Raw genomic sequence first — 23,279 nt, 5'->3', positions numbered from 1 at the left:
CCCTCCTTTAACATTCTTAATTAGACATTAAAATCAGAGGTATCGCCAAAACACTCTTAACTGTTAAATTCTATATCCTTTTGTTTATTCTTTTTTCTAATGGATGATACAACGGTAAATATCGTGACTACAATAAAGAAAATGGATATAGGTCTTGTGACAAATATAGAGTAACTTCCTTCAGATATCAAAAGTGTACGCCCCAAATTCGCCTCAACCATTGGCCCAAGAATCATTCCTAAAAGAACGGGAGGAATCGGATATTCTGCTTTTGACATAAAATAACCCAGTACACCGAACACAATAGTAATCCATACATCAAATAGATTATTCCTCATAGAGTACGAACCTACAATTGCAAATACAAAAATTAGTGTTGTAATAATATTTTTAGGCAATGATAGGATTTTTGCAAAAATTCTTGCTCCCAGGATTCCAAGTACAAGCATCATTAAGTTTGATGTTATTGTACTTGCAAATACAGTATATATAATTTGAGGATTATCTTTAAATAATAATGGTCCCGGCTGCAATCCTAAAACCATCAAACCGCCCAATACAACAGCTGTTGCTGCTTCACCGGGAATTCCGAGTGTAAACATTGGTATTAATGCTCCATTTACACAACCGTTATTGCCGGACTCCGGCGCTGCAACCCCCTCAATCACGCCTGTACCGAATTTCTCCGGATGCTTGGACGACCTCTTTGCTTCTCCGTAAGATAAAAAGGCAGCTATATCTGTTCCGGTTCCCGGTATAGCACCTACAAAAGTTCCTATAAATGCAGACTTAATAATGGTTGGTAAAATATGAATAAACTCCTTAAAACTTATACCTAATTTTTTGATAGCCGCTTGTGCAGCAGCTTTTTCATCATATGTCTCTGCACTTTCCAATGCCTGGGAAATTGCAAACAAACCGATTAACACAGGCAAAAGCGAGATTCCGTTTAAAAAATTCAAATTGCCAAATGTAAATCTGGGGAAACCGTTAATTGGGTCCAACCCTATGGTTGCAATCAACAATCCAAATAGTCCGGCAAAATAGCCTTTTACTAATGATTTACCGGAAACATACGAAATCATCGTGAGACCATACAGTGCCAGCAATACATATTCAGGTGGTCCGAATAATAAAGCAAACCTCGCAATTTGCGGTGCTAGAAAGGACAATGTTAATGCACCAATAAGACCTCCAATTGCTGAAGATATGGTGGCAACCGTTAACGCTTTTCCGGCATTTCCGCTTTGAGCCAACGGATATCCATCCAACAGAGTCGCTCCGGCTGCCGGAGTTCCCGGCGTTTTTAATAAAATCGCCGAAACTGATCCACCATAAATACCGCCGGCGAATATTCCTATCAATAATGAGAGACCGGCTTCCGGAGATACCGTATAAGTAAGAGGAAGCAGCAAGGCGATCCCCATTGTTGCTGTAAGTCCCGGCAACGCTCCGATAATCATTCCAAAAACCATACCTAATAATAAAGTAGCTGCTGACCCCGATGCAAATAAATTTGCAAAACCTTGTAATAGTAAAGAAATCATGTTCTCCCACCTTCGGTAGTTCAATTATTTAGAAGTGTAATAATACCATCTGGTAAAGGTACATTCAAAAACTTTTGAAAAATATATTGAATAACAAGTGTTGCAATAATTGGAATTAAAACTAGATAACGGTACTTCTTCATTTCTAATAAATATAGAATACAAAACATAAGTACCATCGTAGATATGGTAAATCCCACTTTTTTAAGTATTAACGTATAAGCAATTAACAATGCGATTATAGATAATACCTTTTGGAAATTCTTAATTTTAATAGGCTCGTAGCCACCGTTTTTTAGCGCTTGAAAAACCAGAACAGTGGCGGTAATACACATGACTACGCTTAAAACCCTTGGAAATGTTGATGCCCCTACAGGATTAATATGCGGTTCGGGATAAGTGGAAGTTACGATAAAAATACAGATGGTAAGTACATATATAAAAATTCCGATACCTACGTCAATATAGTTGATACTTCTCTTATTCATATAATCTACTCCTATTTAGGGAATATTATTGATAAAAAACTTTAAAGCTTATTGTCATATCTGCGGGCGGACAGAGTCGTCCGCCCCTACAGCATCTTAATCGTTGGTGTGATATATAAATTTTGCGAATTATAAGTTTGAAGTTCTCAGTCTATATATCTTATTTCTTATAGAGACCAAGATCTTTTAATACGGGTTCTAACGCTTGTGCAGTATCATCAGTAAGCTTTATATAGTTTTCCGTATTTCTATAATCTATTCCAAGTCCCATTTTCTTCATTACATCCGTAAAGGCCGGATCTTCCATCATTTTTTTGAACCCATCGTGTAAAATCTTTACTCTATCTTCTGGAATATCAGCAGGTCCGCCCAGTCCTCTGAACGTATTGATATTTACATCAATACCCTCTTCTTTCGCTGTGGGAACATCAGGGAAAACATCCAAACGTTGCTCACCCAATACAGCTAAGACTTTCATCTCTCCTGCTTTTACTTGAGCGGATACTTCTGCTCCGCTAACCGTAACAGCATCGATTTGCTTTCCAAGTACTGCTGCAATTGCAGGTGCTGCTCCATCAAAAGGAACATGCGTAACTTTTATTCCTGCACTTCTTTCGAGAGAAGCAGCAGCTAAATGCCATAATACGCCTGTACCGGAGTTACCGATTTTAACCTTGCCAGGATTCTTTTTTGCATATTCAATAAACTCTCCAAGTGTGTTCCAAGGTGCATCTGCCTTTACAGTCAAAGCGGACGGATCTGTATTCAAATTCATAATTCTCGTAAAGTTATCAAAACTGAATGGGTAGATACCTTGTTTATCCAGGAATCCGAGTTCTACAGGTAATATCGCCAATGTATATCCATCAGGTTTAGCAGCCATCACTTCTCCTAATCCTACAGCTCCCGATCCACCCGGTTTATTCTCTACAATCACCGTCGTGCCTAAATATTTTTCTCCTGTCTGCGCTAAAGCCCTTGCTACTGCGTCTGTACCCCCACCAGCCGACCAGGGTACAATTAACTTAATAGGTTTATTTGGGAAATCACTTGCTGTCTTTTCTTGTTTATCGGAATCATTTTTTACTTCACTTGATTGCTCAGCCTGTTTCTGGTCTTTCGCTTGCTCCGGACTAGATGCTTGATTTGACGTCCCACAAGCTGTAACGCCTATTGCTAAGCCTAATACCAATACCAATGCCAATAATCTTTTATACATTATTTTCTCCTCCTATACTAATTATATCTTAATCTAAATACTTCAACGCAGCCTTAATGTTTTCCTTTTCCTTTTCGGTAGCCTCTAAAATAGGACTGCGTGCGATTCCTACTTCCCGTCCTAGCTGGTGCAGTGTTTCTTTGATTCTTCTTGGGAAGTGGTCACCTTTGATTGCTTGCCATGCCGGATAAAGTTTGTGCTGCAGTTCTTTTGCTTGTGCGCCATTGCCTTCCTGTACCAAATCCCAAATCCGTACACTTATTTCCGGAAAAGCCGTTAATATTGCGGCAATCGCTCCATCTGCACCTAAATCAAAAGTTGAATACAACATGTCATCTGTAGCACTATAAATCAAGCCTTTATCTCCACATAAGAGCTTCATCTCATAAAATGCCTGAATACCGCCGACACTTTGCTTAATTCCAACAACATGCTCTATATTTTCTAACATTCTGCTAAACAAAGACGGACCTATCGGATTTTGTGGAACGACATTATATATGATGATGGAAAGGCCTACTTCATCTGAAAGTCTTTTATAAAAATCAAAATTTCCATCCTCATCCGGTACTAAAACATTATAATGTGTAGGTGTAACCATCAAAGCAGTTGCTCCCGCCTTTTTCACTGCTAATCCTGCTTTTACGGCATCTTTGGCAGAATTTCTAATAATACCGGCTACAATAGGAATATTATTCTTATTTTCTTCTTTGATGATTTCTACCATTCTTACCAGTTCTTCATCACTCAATACCGCACCTTCCCCTGTACTTCCCCCTGGACTAATGCCATGGATGCCTGTATTAAGCAAATATTGTACTTCCTTTCTAAAAGTCTTCTCATCAAAATTTTCATTCTGATCAAAGGGTGTAACTAATGGCGCAATAATTCCTCGTAACGCTTGCTTATTCATCATCTGACCTCCTGATATGTGTTAAATTTATGAGTATATACTTAATTGCCTATCATCGCATACCTTAGGAAAGGTATGCGATCAGACAATTAGGTTCAATAAAAAAATTGTTATTATTATTTTACAAGAGAACTTAATGTTTTTGATAATTGCGGATAGAGTTGTTTATATAATGTTTTATTATGAACACTCATTTTTTTAGCCATATCCAGCATATCTTCTATCGAACCGTTAATATGCTTGGCCATTTCTTCAACTCCCGCATCTATATCTCTCCTTTTTATAGCGTCTAAAACTTTTCGATGCGGCTCTAATGCATTTTTAGAAATCTCTTTAATTGTGAATGACTTGCTCCTATATTCTGCAAAAACGTCCAATATTTGCTGATTAATGCTGATAAGTAGATTATTTTGGGTTGCCTTTATGATATGTTTATGAAAAGCTTCATCATTTGTTAAAAGTGCAACCACATCCTGACCTTCCATAGCCTTTTCAAAATTCGCATGGATTTCTTCCAACTCACTGATCTGCTTAGGTGTTGCCCTCTGAATTGCAAGTTTTACTCCTAATGGCTCAATTCCCATTCTGACTTCCATAAAATCGGTGACTTGCACTTCATGTTCAACAAACCACTTGATAATATGAGTGGGATCGTCCTCTGTCACTTTCGCTACAAACGCCCCTTTGCCTCGTTTCATTTCTACAAAACCCATCGCTTGTAAAACACGAATAGCTTCTCTTACTGTAGATCTGCTAATATTAAGCGCACTGCAAATTTCCATTTCGGTTGGAAGCTTATCGCCAATCTTTATATTTCCCGATATAATTAATTCTTTTAAATTTTGTACTGTCATATCAGTAACGGAGATTCTTTCTATAGGCTTCATATGAACACCTCTAAATTGTCTGACGTCATGTAATTATCATAGTATACTTTTTTTATATTGTCAATAGTATTTATCCAAATATCTATCCATTACTATACAAGCTAAACAACGAAGTTTCCGACAATAACCCTTCTTGTAACTCAGGGATGCCACATTAAATTTAAATAAATCCAAAATACCTCGGTAGAAATAGCGCTAATTCCGGAAACAGTGTCATCACCGCTACTACAATAAAGCCTATTATTATAAATGGCAAAGTAGCTTTTACAACATTTTCGAACTTCTCTTTGCCTACCGCAGCAGTCGCATAAAGCACAACTCCTATAGGAGGAGTAATCAGCCCAACGGTTAAATTTACAATCATTACCACAGCAAAGTGTACAGGGTGTATACCCACTTTATAGGCAATAGGAGCCAATATAGGTGCAAATAAAACGATTGCGGCACCTGTTTCCATCCACATGCCTACAATAATCAGAATGATGTTAACAATGAGCAGCATCATCAGCGGATTATCGGTAATCCCTAATAAAAACTGCGCAATTTGTTCCGGAACATTTTCGACCCCCAGCGCCCATGCAAAAACAGATGAAATAGATATAATAATAAATAAACTTGCGGAATTTTGAGCAGAAGTCCATAAGGCAGCCGTAATATCCTTAACTGCAACATTACGAAACAATAAGAATCCAATAATCACAGCATAAAGAACTGCTATGCCTGCAGCTTCGGTTGGTGTGAAAAATCCCTTTAAAATACCTACCAGAATAATTGCCGGCATTAGTATTGCAATTGCACCTTCTTTTATAATCATAAATACTTCCTGGGATGAATATTTTTTATCGTGCTTAGGCAGGTTCAGTTTTTTAGCCATAACAGCCGTATATAGCATTTGGCCTCCTGCAAGTAAAAGTCCCGGTATGATTCCTGCCAAAAAAATGGCACCGACAGATAATGCCATAATACCTGCATATAGTACGGCAATGTTGCTGGGTGGAATCAACGGACTTTGAATGGATGAAGCAGCCGTAATAGCACAGGAAAAGTCATTCTTATATCCATCGTCCCTCATCGCATTGATCTCCACATAGCCTAGGCCTGCAATATCTGAAAGCGCCGCTCCTGAAATACTGCCGAAAATCGTACTTGCCATGATGTTTACATATGCCAATCCACCTCTTAATCTGCCAAGAATCAGTCGGACAAAATTGAATAGCTTTGTTGAGATACCTGCTTTCACCATAATTTCCGCAGCAAGTACAAATAACGGCAATGCCATCAGAATAAATGAATCAACTCCTGCAAACATTCTTAAAGGAATGACGGTTATATTTTGTGGATTAGTCGTAAAAATATATATAAATGTCGTTATCCCTATGGCAAAGGCGATGGGAACACCTAAAAACAGAGTAACAACAAGAATAACTGTAGCTAGAGTAAATTCTATCACTGTTCATTCCCCCTTCCGGTGATATCTCTTATAATGACTCCTATTAACTGCAGTACCATAAGGAATAATCCTATGATCATCCCGGCTTGCGGCCACAGCATGCTGATCCCCATTGCTGCTGTAACCTGATTTCTGCTTACATTTGGGAAAACTGTCATACTAAGATATAAAATAGACATTAATACTGCTAAAACACAAAACTTTATAAACAGTAATAATGTATTTCTTGATTTCTCTTTGAGTTTATTAATAAAATAGTCTACATAAATATTTTCCCACCTTTTAATTACAGAACTTGCACCTATGAATGCCATATAAATCATAAGGTATCTGGAAAGCTCTTCGGTCCATACAAGGGGATTTTTCAGTATATATCTAAATGAAACCTGCAATATGATGGTGAGAGTCATCATCGCTGCAATAAAAATACATACCTTTTTTACTAACTCATCCAAAAAATCTAAAAATTCCAGAAAAATATCAATGAAACTCGACATACCTAATCAGCCCTCCAAAAACAATCTATACTGTGTTTATAAAGTAAATATGATAAATGGGAGGTTATGTTATATCTATTTGGTCATTCAACCTCCCACCCAATCAAACATTGCTCTAACAACAATGTACTATGCTAAATTAAACTTAATTTATGCAACAGCTTTTTTATTTCTGCTTTTGAAAAACGCGAACAATATAAATGCTACGATCAACACAGCTATTATGATATAAGGTATCGAATTGGAGGATTGTGTCTGCTTCTGCTGTGTGGATGCCTGATTGTCAGCGGCAATTTGACCGCCTTTTGCAACAGTTTCAACAAGCTCATCAACAAGTACAGGGTCTATATTTTCTTTCAACCATTTTATAACCGGCTCTTGTGCCTTTTTGAAGGTTTTTAGTTCTTCCGGTGTCGGCGCATACACATCTACGCCTTTTTGTTTCAATGTCTCAATAGCAAGCGATTCACTTGTTCTTACGATTCCTCTCCCTGCAAAAGATGCCTCTTTCCCTGCTTTTATCAGGGCATCTTGCAATTCCGGTGCAAGGCTTTGGAACCAAGATTCACTTGTCACAATAAACGCCATTCCCAATATGTGTCCGTCCAAAGTATAGTACTTTTGAACTTCTTGCAGTGAACCACCTAGAACAGTTATTGCGGAATTTTCCTGTCCATCTACCACTCCTGTTTGAAGTGCTCCATATAACTCGAGCCAAGCTATTGGTGTCGGAGCTCCGCCAAGGGCTTTAACCATTTCCATATGAGCGGGGATGTCCATCGTTCTGAATTTAAGGCCGTTCATGTCATCAGCACTTTTTATCGACTTCTTGCTATTGCTAAAGTTTCTAAATCCACCATTATCATATACAGCCAGTACTCTTAAGCCGCTTTTTTCAGCCATATCCGCAAAAAGCTTTTGTCCATACGGACCATCAAGAATCTCATATGCCTGCAAAGCATTGTCGAAAAGATAAGGAATAGAAAATACTTGTATATTTTTATAGAATGGAGCAAGACCTCCGTCAGGCGGCGTAGCACCCTGAAGATTACCTGCCAGAATCTGTTCAATATTGGATTTTACATCACCGAGCCGTCCGTTCGGATAAAGTTCTACCTTAATTTTCCCAGCCGAATTCTTTTGCGCAGCGTTTTGGAAAGCCAGCATTGCTGCATATGAAGGATGATATACTTGGTCATCTCCAATCTGAATCTTAGGAGCATCTGTAAATGCTAATTTGAATACAATCGGGTCTTCCTCCGCATTTACCAACAACGTACTAAATGCAAACGTACAAATAAGAAATACCGCAACCACCATTTTTACCATTCTAGACATTCTTAACATAATAAATCCCCTCCTTAAAATATTTACTTTTGATTGTAAAATTACTAAAATAAAACGGCTTACTTTTTAATTTATGCTACCACCACCTTTTACTTTTTTCTCTTATATCAATAGACCTAAAGAGGTCTTTGGAACACGTACACACATTTTTATTCTTTTTTCTTGCAATCAATAAAATCTGTTTACTTAGAAAATAACTTCAATACATTCTCTAACACGTTTTACCATTTTTTCGCTGCCCAGGTCCATTTTTTCGTTTATATATTTTAGGATGGTTTCAATATTCTTATCAGTAGCTTCCAATCGGATGTCGGTTAGTGAAGCGGGCACATTGATGGAACGCAGAAAACCTTTCATACCGTCAATTGAGTCCTTTGAAAATCCATTGACTGCCATTTGAAGAGGTATTGCTGCCGATACAAGCTCTCCATGCAGATACTTCGCCCGATGCTCTTTAAAATGTGCACATGTACAATCATAAACAGTATGGGCCATGGCCAGCTGTTTGCCCCCACTCGCCAACGAAGAAACAATTCCGGTCATTGCAATATTAGTACATACCACATCCTCCACATCTGAAGAATTCCGATGTTTTTTCACATATTCTACTGCGTTATAGCCTTTTTGCATAAGCAACTCCATGTTGGATTTTGAGATATTGAACGCGTTAGCAGGTAATACGGATTTTTCCCAATTCGGTGCATATTCCATGCTGTATGCCAATTCCGGATATTTTGCGACCGCATCCCCTATCCCTGAAGCAAGCATCCTTGTAGGACAGCGCTGAGTAATAACATCCATATCAACGATAATAGCAGCCATTTCCCGTTTATTAAATAAATTACCCAGTACCTCTCCTTCATCCGAGTAAAGCACACATAAAGTTGCGTAAGCAGCACAAGTAGCTGCAGAAGTCGGAATGGTTATGACCCTTAAATTCAAAGTATTAGCAACGCTTTTTGCAGTATCTAGGCATTTTCCGCCTCCTACTCCAATAATAATGTCGGCACCATATGTTTTCGCCTCTTCGCTAATTTTATTGATTTGGCTCATAGAGCAATACCCTTTGAATGTATGTACATGATAATCTATTTTTTCGCTGTCCAAGCTTTCCTTAATTCTGTTAAAAGATACTTCTAGCGCCGTTTGTCCCCCAATAATAAAAACCTTTTTACCATAATATTTCGTTTCTTCCCCTACCCGTTCAAGTGCATCCTTATCTTGGATATACCTGCCCCCACCAAGTATTACCGCATTTCCATTTCTCATAACAAAACACCCCTGTCAAAAATAATAAATTTCTACCATTTTCCTGACTTTAGTTAATAAAGAACACTGCCTCTAATTTAAAAAGCTTATTTTACATCTTCCTGCATTGTGCAAATGTTGATGTTTCACTTGTTATTTTTACAATTGATCAAATCACCAATAGTACTATTATATTTTGTATGCCGTCATACAAAATTTTAGAGTATACTACTGGTATTAATAGGGAAAATCTTGATTTATTTTATCGACTAGACCAACATTACTCTTACTAGATGTGCTGCTGTAATTTATTGTAGATTGAATAATATAACTCTTACTGAATATGCCAAAGCTTTTTATTTTATAGTATAACAGAGCAGCGCTTTTGAACTGATTCTAAAATTGAAAATTAGGCTCTAAACCCCTCTAAGCATAAATTTTATATTGGAATTATTAAGTATAATTTTGTCTGACATCAGCTAGGTATATTTTAACAAATAAACACCTATTTGTAAATACATTTTTATGGATATTTCCAAAATAGATCATTCTACTTTAATGTACTGTTGCTCATGCTCCCAGACCTTCACCTCAGAAATATTTTGCTTCCACAACTCCACATACCTTTCCCGGGTTCAATATATTTTTCGGATCAAATACGCCTTTAATAGACCGTATAAGCTGCATATGCGTATCTCCCACTGATTCTTTCAAAAATGGTACTTTGGCATGCCCGATGCCATGCTCTCCCGACACCTGGCCTTTGAGCCTATGTGCCTTATCGTACATTTCCTTCATTACCACATCTAGCTTTTGATGCCATACGTCATCCGTCAAATCATCTTTACATACATAAACATGAAGATTGCCGTCCCCTGCGTGCCCGAAACTACGTATACGGATGTGGTGAGCCTTTTCCAACTGATTTACAGATTTAACAAACTCGGCAATTTTATTTCTTGGCACTACCACATCACATTCATCCATTTCGGGGGTAGAGCTTTTTATGGCTTCTAAAAATGCGCCTCTGGCGCTCCAGATGGATTCTTGTCTTTCCTCTGTATCTGAAATGAATACATCTACTGCCCCCTCAGCCAAACATATCTTGGCTACATCGTCATAGATTCTTTCTATCTCTTGTGTAGAATTGCCGTCAAATGTAAGCAAAAGATATGCATCTGCCGATTTATCGGGGAACTTTTTACCCAGATATTCCTCTGCAGCTTCAATCACTTCTCTTTGCATAAATTCAATTGCTGTAGGGATTACTTTAGCCTTGGTAATCTTAGGAACTGTTTCTATACATTGGTCAAGGTTATCAAATGGTATGAGAAGACTGACATTTTTTTTGGGGAGGGGAATAAGCTTTAGGATGAGTTTTGTAACAATCCCTAACGTTCCTTCCGAACCGATGAGTAGGTCCTTTATGCTGTAACCGGAGCTATTCTTAGCGACCTTTCCCCCCAGTTCCAGCACTTCTCCGCCAGGCAGCACTACCTCCATACCTCTCACATAATCTCTGGTCACACCATATTTAACAGCCCTCATGCCACCGGCATTGGTCATCACATTTCCCCCGATGGTTGCGCTTTTCTCTCCCGGGTCCGGCGGATACATCAAATCTTTGTCAATGGCCGCCTTTGCAAGCTCCATCAGCAGTACTCCCGGTTCCACTGTAACCGTAAGGTTTTCTTCGTCAAATTCTAATATTTTATTCATTTTGGCCAATGAAAGAAGGATACCTCCGTGAATTGCCACTGCACCACCGCATAGTCCTGTGCCCGACCCTCGGGGCGTTACAGGTATATTATGTTCATTTGCGTATTTCATGATGTTGGATACTTCCAGAGTGTTTACAGCCTCTACCACTACTTCAGGAATATGTTTGCCGTATTCCACCATTTCATCATGGCTAAAGTCTTCATTGATCTCTTCACCGCTGTATACTCTATCAGGTGAACATATGCTTTTTAAAAACCCGATATCTTGCGCTACTATTTTTTTATACTGCATGGACCTTTTCCCCCTTTATCTTTTCAATCAATGAGGGTACGATCTCATATAAGTCCCCTACCATCCCATAATGAGCAATCTTGAATATAGATGCATTCTTATCTTTATTAATGGCAACAATACGTTCTGAAGTGTTCATACAGGCCGTAAATTGTATGGCACCTGATACGCCGCACATAATGATGAGTTTTGGCTTTACCGTTCTTCCCGATAGTCCGATTTGCTTAGTATAGGGCGCCCATCCGGCTTCGACCAATGGCCTGGTCACTGCCATCTGCCCTCCCAGCAATGCCGCAAGTTCTTCCAGCATGCTAAGATCTTTCTGCGATTTTACGCCTCTTCCTGCCACCACCAATACTTCCGCATCCGATATACTCTGTTCCTTTTCTTTATGAAACACCTTTTTTACTCGAATATTTGATTCCAATTGCGCTTCATTTAGCGAAAACACTTCAACCGTCCCGGAGGCTTTATCTTTGCGCGGCTCTTGGTCCATCACTTTATATCTCACTGTAGCAAACTGCGGTCTGCTGTTCGGGGTCACAATTTGCGCCATAATATTCCCGCCAAATGCCGGACGGACTTGAACCAGGTCGGTATTTGGCCTTACATCCAATCCGGTACAGTCTGCTGTCAATCCTGTTCTGAATCTGGTAGATACCCTAGGCGCCAATGATCTTCCGATAGAGGTCCCCCCCACAAGCACGATAGATGGTTTTACCTTATTAATACAGTCTTCAAAGGCATTGGCATATACATCCACCTTGAAAAATTTTAATTCCTCATCATCGTAGACAAATACTTTGTCAATGCCATAATATAATAGTTTGTGAGCTTCATTCTCTATATTACTTCCAATGAATACGCAGTAAACAGGATGATTGATTTTATCCGCCAGCTGCTTTGCTTTTCCTATCAATTCCATTGTCACAGGATGTATTTCTCCTTCCAGATGCTCTACATACACCATGACACCCTTCCAATCTTCTTTGCTGATGGATGCCCTATGTTCGTCAATAAAAGCAATCGCACCTTTAGGGCATCTTTTTATGCATACTTTGCACATCTTGCATGCGGCATTAAACTCCACCCTATGATCATTTATTTCTACAGCAGCGAACGGACAGGCCTCCACACATATACCGCACAAATCGCATTTATGATTGTTAACTGAAAGTACCCCCACCTCGTTCAACTCCTTATACGAATTTTGCTTCTTTTAGCATATCAAACATATTGCTTGCTAAATGTTCCGCTTTTCCGTTCCATAATACCTGCTCCACATCCACTACCGGCGGAAATATTTTTTCTACCTGTGTTGGCGAGCCATTTAAACCGTATTTGCTATCATCCTGATCTGCGAAATCCTCAAAACCGATGATGGTTACGGGAGTATTCATTGTTTGGAGTTTTCTTCGATAAGAAGGGAGCCGCGGCTGATAAATATCCTTTTCAACAGTAATTAAGCACGGATAATGAAGTTCCACTACTTCATAGCTATCTGCCATATCTTGTTCTACAACAATCTTTTCATTGTCCACCTCTTCAATTGCTTTTACCCATGTTACATGGGGAATCGCAAGGTATTCGGCAATTGCAGGCCCTACCTGCGCAGTGTCTCCATCGGTCGTCTGTTTACCGCAGAGAATCAGATCAAAATCTCCTATTACTCGGATTCCCTGCGATAGGGTATATGAGGTTGCAAGGACGTCTGCACCGGCAAATTTTTTATCCGAAAATATATATCCTTTATCCGCCCCCATCATGTAGGCTTCTTTAATAATTGCTTCAGCCTGTAAAGGACCCATTGTTACTACCGTTACCGTTCCGCCCAGCTTCTCTTTCATCCTTACGCCGGTTTCAACCGCATAAAGATCATAGGGATTCATCTTACTTTCAACCCCATCTCTTTTAAGCACACCTGTTTTTTCATCTACTTCCACTTTTGTTGTCCCCGGTACTTGTTTTATACAAACTAGTATGTTCATGCTATTACTCCTAATATCAAATTCGGCCTAGTGGCCTTACCACTAAAGCAAAATTTTTATAGTGCTTCTTTAATCATATTTAGTTGTTTATTTACAATCTTGATTTAACAAAAAACTTTATATTGAATGGTCACCTTATAATATATAGAATAAATGCAGCAGCATTTTTCTGTATAAAGAGGAAATCCTGTATTAGTTCTTTAAAGTAGTGAAATCGCTCTATTTTTGAGGATATTTAATATTCATTACAGCTATTTGATCGGTTTCAAGAGTGTATCTCACCGTATTGATGATATTGACCTCTTTTGCAGGCAACATCATCAATACCAAGAGATCTTAAAGATTTGAGTAGTACAATATTCAATATTTTATTTGCATATTAATATGTTATTTCAGCTTACCAACTGACTTGAGAGTATCTATAAGAACCTTTTTCTCATCTTCGGTGATAGGAGCCAACGGACTTCTTGCAGGACCTACTTTGATATCTGTTACTAGCTCAATTGCAGGCCGCATAATGGAATTGGGAAGAATTCTTCCGTTCTGGCCGCAGCTCTTGCAGAAACGATAGAGTTCTATAAATAGATCTTTAGCTGTTTCATTATCACCTTTATTAAAAGCTGCTATAATCTTTCTGATTTCATGCCCAAAAATATGTGCGCCTCCACTAACGATACCCATTGCTCCTTGAACAATGGTAGGAAGCAGCATAATATCATCGCCATTGAATATAACAAACTCAGGATTTATATCTTTGGTAGCTAGGAAATAGTCTGTAATTTGAGTGGGGTTAATCCCGGCCTCATCTTTTATACCGATAATGTTTTTAATTGCTGCCAGCTCACCGACAGTAGATGCCTCTAAATTAACTCCAACAAAAATCGGAATATTGTAAAGCAGGATATTGATATTTACACTTTTTGCTACAGCTTTATAATGATTGATGATACCCTGCTGTGTTGGCTTATTATAGAATGGTGCAACTACCATACAAAGGTCTATTCCAAGTTTTTCAGCTTTTTGAGTGAGTGCGATTGTTTCTTTTGTTGACGCGCAGCCGGTTCCGCCAATAACCGGCTTTCTTCCGGCTGATACTTTAACAGCAGTCTCCATTAGTTTTACGCGTTCATCAAAAGTTAATAGACTTGCTTCTCCGGTTGTTCCGGTTACAATAAGAGAATCACAAAGATCATTTTTTATCAAGTATTCAATCAGTTCTTCAAAGACTGCATAATTAACCTCTTCCTGGTCATCAAATGGTGTTACTAAAGGTAATAAGATCTGGCCGTATTTCGCGGTAAATTCTTTTTTAGTCATTTTGTTTTCCTCCTCACTATTTTTATACATTAAATAATTACTTTACATGTTGGGTATATAAAAAACTGTACCTAGAAAAATCATGTGTTCCAATGCACTATTATTTACTTTAACAGATTTTATCTTTACTCCTTGCAAACCAAGGAGTTTTGAGATAAAATTATAAGTAGATTGCATCCGATACCATCTCCTTATTTTGATTGACATTTGACAGTAGGGGATGTATCGGCTTTTTTGTACTTTTCCCAATATATTGGTAATATAAGTTTTAGATATCACTTTAATTTAAAGTGACTATAGGTTATTCAAAATTGTCTGACGTCATGTTATATGTTATCATTTTTATTTGAATATGTCAATATACTTTTATGGTTTTTGCAAAAATAGTATATTTTTTAATGCAATGATACCCCTTGCTCAATCAGTATAGATTGTAATGTTTTTACATCCAGTTGATCTGATTCAATTCCCTGCTTTATGCATAGGGCAGCAGCCGTACCCACCGACTGCCCCACAGCCATACATGTTGCTGTGATCCTCACCGATGCTAAAGCTTGATGAGAAACAGATATGCATCTACCTGCCACCAATATATTCTTAAGATTTTCAACTACCAGACATCCATATGGAACATCATAAGCTTTGGCCACTTTTTTAAATTCCATGCTATCACTATCCGGTTGATGAATATCAATCGGAAAAGCGCCTCTAGCTACAACATCATCAAATTTTCTTCCTGTCAAAATATCCTCTTCGGATAGAACATATTTCCCTTTTATCCGTCTTGTTTCTCTAACCCCGATATTCCCGGTATACATTATATAAGCATTTTCAAACCCCGGCACGTTATCTCTAAAAAGAGCTATCAACTCATGTGCCTGTTTAGTAGCCTGAACCTGCGCAAAAGTAATATCATTTATATTGGTTCCATCTCCACCTACTCTGGTAAAATTGATGATTACTTCGCCATTTCTCATGGTGGTAACCATATGCAATTCTCTTCTCTTTAAAGAAAGTATTTTCTTTTCGAATCCATCACCTAATACTTTCGGGAACCCCCATAGATGTATAATCTGATTCTCTGCGAAATCATCAGGATTACTTTCTATCTCAAATTCATCTTTATTTTCTTTCACATAATTGATAAGTCGTTTTACTTCTACGCCACCTGCCTTGAATAATAAAGTCATTGGCTGTGATAATGCATCTTTTGGTCTTCCTTTATCAAATTCAGCCCCTGCAAGTACGCTTAAGTCTCCATCGCCCGAACAATCTATAAAAATATCTCCTTGAATAGCCTGCCTTCCTGATTTGCTTTCTATAATGACCGCTTGAACCTCATCTTTTTCCTTAACGACATCCACAACCATCGTTTGCAAAAGTAATGCTGCACCTGCTTGTTCCAGCATCTGCAAGGCAACCAGTTTGACGACTTCCGCATCAAAAGGGGTTATTGTCTTACAATATTCTACATCATCTTTTACATGCCCCGGTGATCCTCCAGCCTGTATTAATTTCTCCACAAATTCTTGGGCAATCCCTTTAATTACTTGCTTATCAGAATCATGAAATGTCATGATTGCTTCTAAAGGACCATTCGTAATTGTTCCCCCTATAAAGGAGGATTTCTCAATAAGGATTACATTTACACCATTTCTTGCTGCAGCAATAGCGGCAATAAATCCCGCCGGACCACCACCAACGATTACAACATTTTTCTTACATACCACCGGTATGTTTTTGGGTTTCTCCTGTATATACTTCATATCATCTTCCCTTTCTTTTAATAACCAATATAAAACCTACACATAAGCAAAATTGAAGTGAAAATATTCTGCGTGCCCATTCACCCAACACTAATGAATTTAATTTTTTGTAGGGATAGATTTCATATCTACCCGCAAGTATCATGTATTATCGATTCGGGCGGATATGGAATCCGCCCCTACGAGAATTTATGTAATCTATTCGTATATGTTGATAAATTATAAATCTAAAGTTTGTTGCCTATGTTTTTATAGAAATAATATTTTTCTACTCATCCCATAAAATGAGTAGGAATAAACATTACTACCTGCGGGAAATAAGTAACGATAATAAGTGTAATGAGCATGACAATGTAAAATGGAACCATTGACCGGGTTAATTTCTCAAGTTTAATACCTGATATCGCACTGCCTATAAATAATATGACGCCTACAGGTGGTGTAATAAGTCCTATACCTAGATTCAAAATCATAATGACACCGAAATGAACAGGATCCACTCCTATGGATGTAACGACGGGCATCAAAATGGGTGTAATGATCAAAATAATAGACACCATATCCATCATGGCTCCTAATACCAGTAAAAGTATATTTATAATAAGCAATATTACGATCTTATTTTGGGAAATACCTAGAATTACATTAGTTATCATTGCAGGAATTTTTAGATAGGCTATTATCCATCCAAAAGCTGCTGATGTTGCGATTAGAATCATTACAATAGATAATGTTTTTATACTCCTGGTTAATATTCCTCCCATTTCGGATAAAGGAATCTCACGGTATACAAAAAAAGTAATAATAAACGCGTAAACAACTGCAATGGCTGCGGATTCCGTAGCTGTAAAGATGCCGCCAACCACACCAATCACAACGATTAAAACTGTCCCAAGACCTAGTCCTGCTTCCCATACCGCTTTTAGAGCTGTCTTCATATTAAATTTATCACCAACAGGATAATTGCGTTTAAGAGATACGAAATAGCAATAAATCATTAGTGCAACCCCTAACAATATTCCCGGAACCGCACCGGCAAGAAAAAGCTGTCCTATCGAAACACTCCCGGCAGCTAATGCATAAATAATCATATTATGACTTGGCGGTATCAAAAGTCCCTGAATGGAACTTGCCATCGTAACCGTTGTGGCAAAATCTCCATCATAACCATCTTCTTTCATCATTGGAATCAGAATAGACCCAATGGAAGATGTGTCGGCAGTTGGTGATCCGGATATGCCTCCAAAGAACATACTTGCAGCGATATTTACCATCGCAAGTCCGCCTCTCAGCCATCCGACCAACGCATTCGCCAGCTTGATCAATCGTCTTGAAATGCCTCCAGCTCCCATAATTTCTCCAGCCAGTATAAAAAACGGAACCGATAATAAGGCGAATACATTGATTCCTTTCACCATATTCTGTGCTGCCGTTTGCATAGGAATTCCCAAATAAAAGGTGGTAACTAATGTTGCAATTCCTATTGCAAATGCAATATGTTTTCCTAGTAAAATCAATATTAGGAAAGTACCAAGAAGTAAAGTTACTGCAATTGGATCTGTAATCATAATACATCTTCCACCTTTCCAAACAATGTTAACATTAAGCTTAATCCGGCAATAGGTACTGATACGTAGAGCCACGAAATTGAAACTCCTATTCCCGGCATAATACTTCTTATTGTAAGAAGTGTCAGTTTGGTGCCTTCAATGATCATGAATAAAGAAAAAGCAACATTTAACAAATAAAATATTCTATCTAAGAACTTCAGCACCTTTTTAGGAAAAATGGCATCTACTATGCTCATTCTGATATGGGTATTGTCTCTAACTGCCAAGGACGCACTCAAAAGTGAAAACCATACCATGCAAAGTAAAGAAAGTTCTTCTCCCCATGCAGGTGTCTTCTTAAATATATACCGTCCGGCAACAACGTAACATACTATTACTACTTGAACCAGCATGAAGGCTCTGCATAGATTGTTGATTCCATAGTATAGTCGGTCATAAAAAACTTTGAATGCTCTTTTTTTGCTTTCCATATGATCCCCCCTAAGCTTCTATTTAATATGGGGCCAATTAATCATTCTAATTGACCCCATATTTCATATTACAGTAACTAATTCAGTTATTTTGTATTTTTTATCTGATCGATGATATCTTCCATTCCGACCCCGTATTTATCATACAGATGTTTTACGGCATCTTGCCATTCTTGAGTGTTTTCTACCTCTGAGAACTCTACACCTTGTTTTTCCAGATCCGTCAGGTATTCGTCATAAAGTTTCTGTGACATCTCCTTATAATATTGCGCACTTTCATTAAATGCCTCAGTGATAAGCTTTTTATCATCTTCACTTAACTTATTCCATACCATTTCTGAAAATAATATAATACTCGTCTCATATTGATGCGCATCAAATGTAAATTTCTTAGCTACTTCATAGAATTTCATATTGTAGTAACCTTTAAGAGGATTTTCCGCGCCATCTACTACACCGGTCTGCAAAGCGCTATACAATTCGCCGTATGCAATAGGGGTGGGAGATGCTCCAAAAGCTTCTACCATATCTTTGTACATTTCACTCGTTGGCACTCTCAGTTTTAATCCTTTCAAATCACTAAGCTTTGTGACTCTTTTATTGGTAAAGAAAAAGTGCCTTAGCGTAGGCTCATAATATCCAAGTCCTACCAACTGCATATTGGCATTTTTGATTTCATCCAGTAATTGCTTTCCAACAGGACCTTCAATCACCTTGTTCGCATGACCAATATCATTGAAGATATAGGGCAATGATAATACATTCAACTTTTTTATCCCCGCATCTGCCAACCAAGACGGATTATTTCTAGCCATATCTACCGCGCCCATCTGCAGCGATTGAATGATATCTTTCATACCACCTAATTGACCATTCGGAAAAATCTGAACTTCAATACGTCCGTTGCTTTTTTCTTTTACTCTTTTTGCAAAGTCATAAGCGGCCTGTGTTTCAGGGTCATTATCTGCGTTCACTTCAGAATAACGCAAGATAATTTTCTCTTGTTTCTGTGGACTTGGCTCTTTAACTTCAGCTTTAGGGGTTTGGGGTGTTTCCGATTTCGGAGCAGTCTCCTGAGTCGCACATCCGGTTGCAATAAACATGGTTCCTACTATCAGCACCAGAATAAGAGCTATTCCTTTAACTATTGTTTTTCTTAACATTTTCTCCCTCCTAAACATTTATTGGTTACAATAGCATGATACCATGCACCTTATCTTTTCCTCTATGGAATTCGTTGCTTTTTTCTGTACTAATTTGTCCTTTTGCATAATTTTATAAATATCTTATCCGTTATTATTGTAACAATCATCTAATAAAGAGCTTTTCAATATGATCAGATATTATTCTACATATTTATCACGATATTGAGTTGGAGAAATACCAACATAATTTTTAAATGCCTTACTAAAATAATTAGGATCAGAATACCCTACTTCAAAAGCGGTTTCCTGTACCGTTTTATTTTGCTTACTCATCAAATGTTTGGCTTTTTCCATTCTGACCTTAATCAGATAATCCTTATAATTAATGCCCTCCGTATTTTTAAAGCATTTACTCAGATAATAAGAACTTAAACATACATGGTCCGCAATATCTTTTAAAGAAATGTCCTTAGAATAATGTTCATGAATATAGTCTTTTACGATATCAATTATTTTTTTATTGCGCCCCTGTTTGTGTGTCATTATAAACAGGATGATTTGATGAACTAATCTATCTAAATACAGACTGATATCCTCAATACGATTTAAATCCCTAATTTGTTCATGTACCCGCCTTATATTGATCATCCTAATATTGTCTCCAAAAAATTGGACAAGGTTTCTATCGATAATGGTGCATAATTGTTCGGCATAATTCTTAATTTCCTCAAGATTATTCTCACAATGATTTCCCAATACGCTACATATAATCTTTTTAAGTTGTTCTCTCGCCCCTTCAGAATCTTCATTAATCATCTTTTCACAAAGTTTTATTTCCTTTTGATATAGATATTGTGTCTTTTTGAATCTTTCCGGATTTTTTTGATCATCTATTTGACAAGCTTCTTCAATTGCTTTCTTAGCTTGAATATACGCCTGGTGCATATTCGACATGCCTGTATATACTTCACTTATCCCAATATGGCTCCTAATACTGCAATTGTAAGCAAGATAACTCTGTATATCATTTTTTGTATCGCTGAATGCTTTACTTGAAATCACTTTATCTAATTGGTTTTTAAATAAAAATAATATAATTGCGTTAAAAAAATTATATCCTACTACTTCCGAAAAAATAAATCTAAACTTGTTTTTTATAAATGCCGTAATATTATCATCCAAACTAACATCAGTATCGACCTGAAAAACAACACATACAAAATAATCACTCTTTATATTCAAGTATCCTTTATATTCTTTAATTTGTTTCGTACTTAAATGGGTACCGTATGCCATCCCTATTACTATTTCTTTTTCTACCAACTGACCAAGTTTTTGTAATTTATTATATATTTTCATTTGTTCTTCTAAGCTTTTTCTCTTTTTGATTATTTTCTCTATGATAATGTCTAAAGTTTCACAAAACTTTTTATTAGAAAAAGGCTTTACCAGATAATCTACTACACCAACTTGAATAGCTTTTTGAGCATATTCAAAGTAACCGAATGCAGTTAATATGATTATTTCAACATCACTCATTCTAGCTTTGATAAAACTTGAAGCTTCCAGACCATCCATCTTCGGCATATGAATATCCATTAAGATCATATCAGGTTTTAGCAGCAAAGCTTTTTCAATAGCCTCTTTTCCATCTGCAGCCTGATAAATAACCTCAACGGTTTCTTTATAGTATTGAGCCAACAAAAACATAAGTGCTTTTCGCTCTATCATTTCATCTTCAACAATCATTACTTTAATCATTTTATTGCAGCTCCCCTTCTAATGGAATTGAGATGGTAACACTTGTACCTATACCGAGTTGACTCTGTATATCTATAAGGTCTTTCTGTTGAAAGTATAGCTCCAGCCTCTTTTTGATGTTGCATAGTCCAATGCTTGTTTTTACATTCCTTTGCTCTCGCTCTTGTTCTTCAAAGATTCCTTCTAATGTATTCTTTTCAATTCCTCTTCCATTATCATTTATCTTGATATATATATGGTCTTTTTCCTTCCAAACCGAAATATCAATTCTACCTTTTGTACGCTTATCTTTAAGTCCGTGAATAATTGCATTTTCAACAATAGGCTGCAAAATCATAGGCGGAATTCCAATCCCTTCTACCCAATCTAACCTATTAAAAACAAAAGATATCCTATCTTGAAATCTCATCTGTTGTATAAAGATATATGCCTTAAGAGAATCAATTTCTTCCTTCAACGATACCGTCCTTCCTTTGTTTTCCAAATTATATCGTAAAACATTGGATATCGCCTCTATCAACGCTATTGTACTATCTGTATCCTTTAACATTGCAGTTCTACCAACCATATTTAAAGTATTAAATAAAAAATGAGGATTCATCTGCATTTGTAGTGCCAATAATTTGGACTCCTTTAGTAATTTATCCTTCTCAATATTTTTTAATTTCTCTTTGCTCAGTTGAATTTCAATCTCTGCTTTTTCATTCAATTCTTGTATATATGACTTAATATTCTTTTTCATATCATTAAAAGCATTTGCAACAGCTTCCAGCTCCATATACCTATACATCCTAAGGTCAGGTACCTCCCAGTTGGCATTGGATAATAGACCGGCTACTTGAGATACTTCATGAATTGCATCAAACACGTCATTGGAAAACATAATGGCAAATATCATACTAAAACAAACTAGGACAATCATGATAATATACATATTTTTGCCTATATTTCTATAGCTCTCTAATTTTTTTGCGTGTTCATTTCCACTGGAATCCATATAAGAAATTACCAGCCACTGCGCTTGTTTGTTCATGTAGATGTACAATGCTCTTAAGTAACTTAGTTCAGAAAATGTCCCGGAATTCAAGCTGACACTTTCCAAAATCTTATACGATACCTGCTGCATGCGTTCATTCATGGTGTATAATGATCTAAAATACACAAGAGTATTATCATCATTAGTCCCGCTATTACGCACACTCTCCAATACACGGTTTATCTCAGCATTCAACTCATCAAATCGCTTGTACTTTTCATGGTCTTTGTCCTTTAGGTACTGTTCAAAGGCTTCAGCACTCTGACTGATCATGATGGGCAATCTAACCACATCGGAATTAGTATTAATAAATTGATGATAACGATTTATAACTGTATTGTACTGATAAAATGAAAACCAAAAACCTACTGCCATTAATGCAATAATTAGTAAAAAAATACCCATGATTCTAAATCTGATGGATGTACCCATAAATAAGTTCTGAACCTTCATATATCCTCCTTGATCAGTTATAATCATATTTTTTAGTGAGGAGTGGGGAGTGGATAGTGCGGAGAGCTTAGGGACTCCCCATTCCCCACTCCCCACTTAACAACTGCTAATGTAAAATGTTTATCACAATCTGTATACAAGTATAAATAACAAATACTATATA

At 37.3% G+C, this 23,279-nt stretch carries 19 protein-coding genes; all 19 read right to left on the bottom strand.

Annotation, left to right across the window (positions count from 1 at the left end; all coding sequences use genetic code 11):
* Positions 1 to 56: 56 nt before the first annotated feature.
* Entirely contained in the window at positions 57 to 1,547 is a 1,491-nt protein-coding gene (locus tag QKW49_RS19790) for a tripartite tricarboxylate transporter permease (RefSeq protein WP_282864366.1), read from the bottom strand.
* A 20-nt stretch (positions 1,548 to 1,567) separates the two neighbouring features.
* A complete protein-coding gene (locus QKW49_RS19785) occupies positions 1,568 to 2,035 on the bottom strand; it encodes a tripartite tricarboxylate transporter TctB family protein (RefSeq protein WP_282864365.1) in 468 nt (155 codons plus the stop codon).
* Between the two features lie 160 nt (positions 2,036 to 2,195).
* Entirely contained in the window at positions 2,196 to 3,254 is a 1,059-nt protein-coding gene (locus tag QKW49_RS19780) for a tripartite tricarboxylate transporter substrate binding protein (protein ID WP_282864364.1), read from the bottom strand.
* A 28-nt stretch (positions 3,255 to 3,282) separates the two neighbouring features.
* Positions 3,283 to 4,170, bottom strand: a complete 888-nt coding sequence (locus tag QKW49_RS19775; protein ID WP_282864363.1) for a dihydrodipicolinate synthase family protein — start codon at positions 4,168 to 4,170, stop codon at positions 3,283 to 3,285.
* Positions 4,171 to 4,283: 113 nt separating this feature from the next.
* On the bottom strand, positions 4,284 to 5,054 hold the full coding sequence (locus QKW49_RS19770) for a FadR/GntR family transcriptional regulator (RefSeq protein ID WP_282864362.1): 771 nt from the start codon (positions 5,052 to 5,054) through the stop codon (positions 4,284 to 4,286).
* Between the two features lie 160 nt (positions 5,055 to 5,214).
* Entirely contained in the window at positions 5,215 to 6,504 is a 1,290-nt protein-coding gene (locus QKW49_RS19765) for a TRAP transporter large permease (protein ID WP_282864361.1), read from the bottom strand.
* Complete coding sequence (locus tag QKW49_RS19760; protein ID WP_282864360.1) at positions 6,501 to 7,001, bottom strand: TRAP transporter small permease; 501 nt, start codon at positions 6,999 to 7,001, stop codon at positions 6,501 to 6,503. The genes QKW49_RS19765 and QKW49_RS19760 overlap by 4 nt, the downstream gene beginning before the upstream one ends.
* A 150-nt stretch (positions 7,002 to 7,151) precedes the next feature.
* A complete protein-coding gene (dctP, locus tag QKW49_RS19755; protein WP_282864359.1) occupies positions 7,152 to 8,348 on the bottom strand; it encodes a TRAP transporter substrate-binding protein DctP in 1,197 nt (398 codons plus the stop codon).
* 186 nt (positions 8,349 to 8,534) lie between these two features.
* A complete protein-coding gene (locus tag QKW49_RS19750; RefSeq protein ID WP_282864358.1) occupies positions 8,535 to 9,617 on the bottom strand; it encodes an iron-containing alcohol dehydrogenase family protein in 1,083 nt (360 codons plus the stop codon).
* A gap of 570 nt (positions 9,618 to 10,187) precedes the next feature.
* Positions 10,188 to 11,609: an FAD-binding oxidoreductase gene (locus QKW49_RS19745; protein WP_282864357.1), complete on the bottom strand. Its 1,422-nt coding sequence runs from the start codon at positions 11,607 to 11,609 to the stop codon at positions 10,188 to 10,190.
* The gene (locus tag QKW49_RS19740; RefSeq protein ID WP_282864356.1) at positions 11,599 to 12,795 is read right to left on the bottom strand and encodes an FAD-binding protein; all 1,197 of its coding nucleotides are present in this window, start codon (positions 12,793 to 12,795) and stop codon (positions 11,599 to 11,601) included. The genes QKW49_RS19745 and QKW49_RS19740 overlap by 11 nt, the downstream gene beginning before the upstream one ends.
* Positions 12,796 to 12,808: 13 nt before the next feature.
* Positions 12,809 to 13,597, bottom strand: coding sequence for an electron transfer flavoprotein subunit beta/FixA family protein (locus QKW49_RS19735; RefSeq protein ID WP_282864355.1), 789 nt, complete (start codon positions 13,595 to 13,597; stop codon positions 12,809 to 12,811).
* A 387-nt stretch (positions 13,598 to 13,984) separates the two neighbouring features.
* A complete protein-coding gene (gene dapA / locus QKW49_RS19730; RefSeq protein ID WP_282864354.1) occupies positions 13,985 to 14,914 on the bottom strand; it encodes a 4-hydroxy-tetrahydrodipicolinate synthase in 930 nt (309 codons plus the stop codon).
* Positions 14,915 to 15,309: 395 nt separating this feature from the next.
* Complete coding sequence (locus tag QKW49_RS19725) at positions 15,310 to 16,680, bottom strand: FAD-dependent oxidoreductase (protein ID WP_282864353.1); 1,371 nt, start codon at positions 16,678 to 16,680, stop codon at positions 15,310 to 15,312.
* Between the two features lie 272 nt (positions 16,681 to 16,952).
* Positions 16,953 to 18,248 carry a TRAP transporter large permease gene (locus QKW49_RS19720; RefSeq protein ID WP_282864352.1) on the bottom strand — a complete coding sequence of 432 codons (1,296 nt, stop codon included), beginning with the start codon at positions 18,246 to 18,248 and terminating at the stop codon, positions 16,953 to 16,955.
* On the bottom strand, positions 18,245 to 18,721 hold the full coding sequence (locus QKW49_RS19715; RefSeq protein ID WP_282864351.1) for a TRAP transporter small permease: 477 nt from the start codon (positions 18,719 to 18,721) through the stop codon (positions 18,245 to 18,247). The genes QKW49_RS19720 and QKW49_RS19715 overlap by 4 nt, the downstream gene beginning before the upstream one ends.
* 86 nt (positions 18,722 to 18,807) lie before the next feature.
* Positions 18,808 to 19,884 carry a TRAP transporter substrate-binding protein gene (locus tag QKW49_RS19710; RefSeq protein WP_282864350.1) on the bottom strand — a complete coding sequence of 359 codons (1,077 nt, stop codon included), beginning with the start codon at positions 19,882 to 19,884 and terminating at the stop codon, positions 18,808 to 18,810.
* Positions 19,885 to 20,064: 180 nt separating this feature from the next.
* Complete coding sequence (locus QKW49_RS19705; protein WP_282864349.1) at positions 20,065 to 21,627, bottom strand: AraC family transcriptional regulator; 1,563 nt, start codon at positions 21,625 to 21,627, stop codon at positions 20,065 to 20,067.
* Between the two features lies 1 nt (position 21,628).
* Complete coding sequence (locus tag QKW49_RS19700) at positions 21,629 to 23,116, bottom strand: histidine kinase (RefSeq protein ID WP_282864348.1); 1,488 nt, start codon at positions 23,114 to 23,116, stop codon at positions 21,629 to 21,631.
* Between the last annotated feature and the right edge of the window lie 163 nt (positions 23,117 to 23,279).

Origin of the sequence: Petroclostridium sp. X23, from assembly GCF_030013905.1 — a bacterium.
GTDB lineage: Bacteria > Bacillota > Clostridia > SK-Y3 > SK-Y3 > X23.
This window is presented reverse-complemented; position numbering and strand designations above follow the sequence as displayed.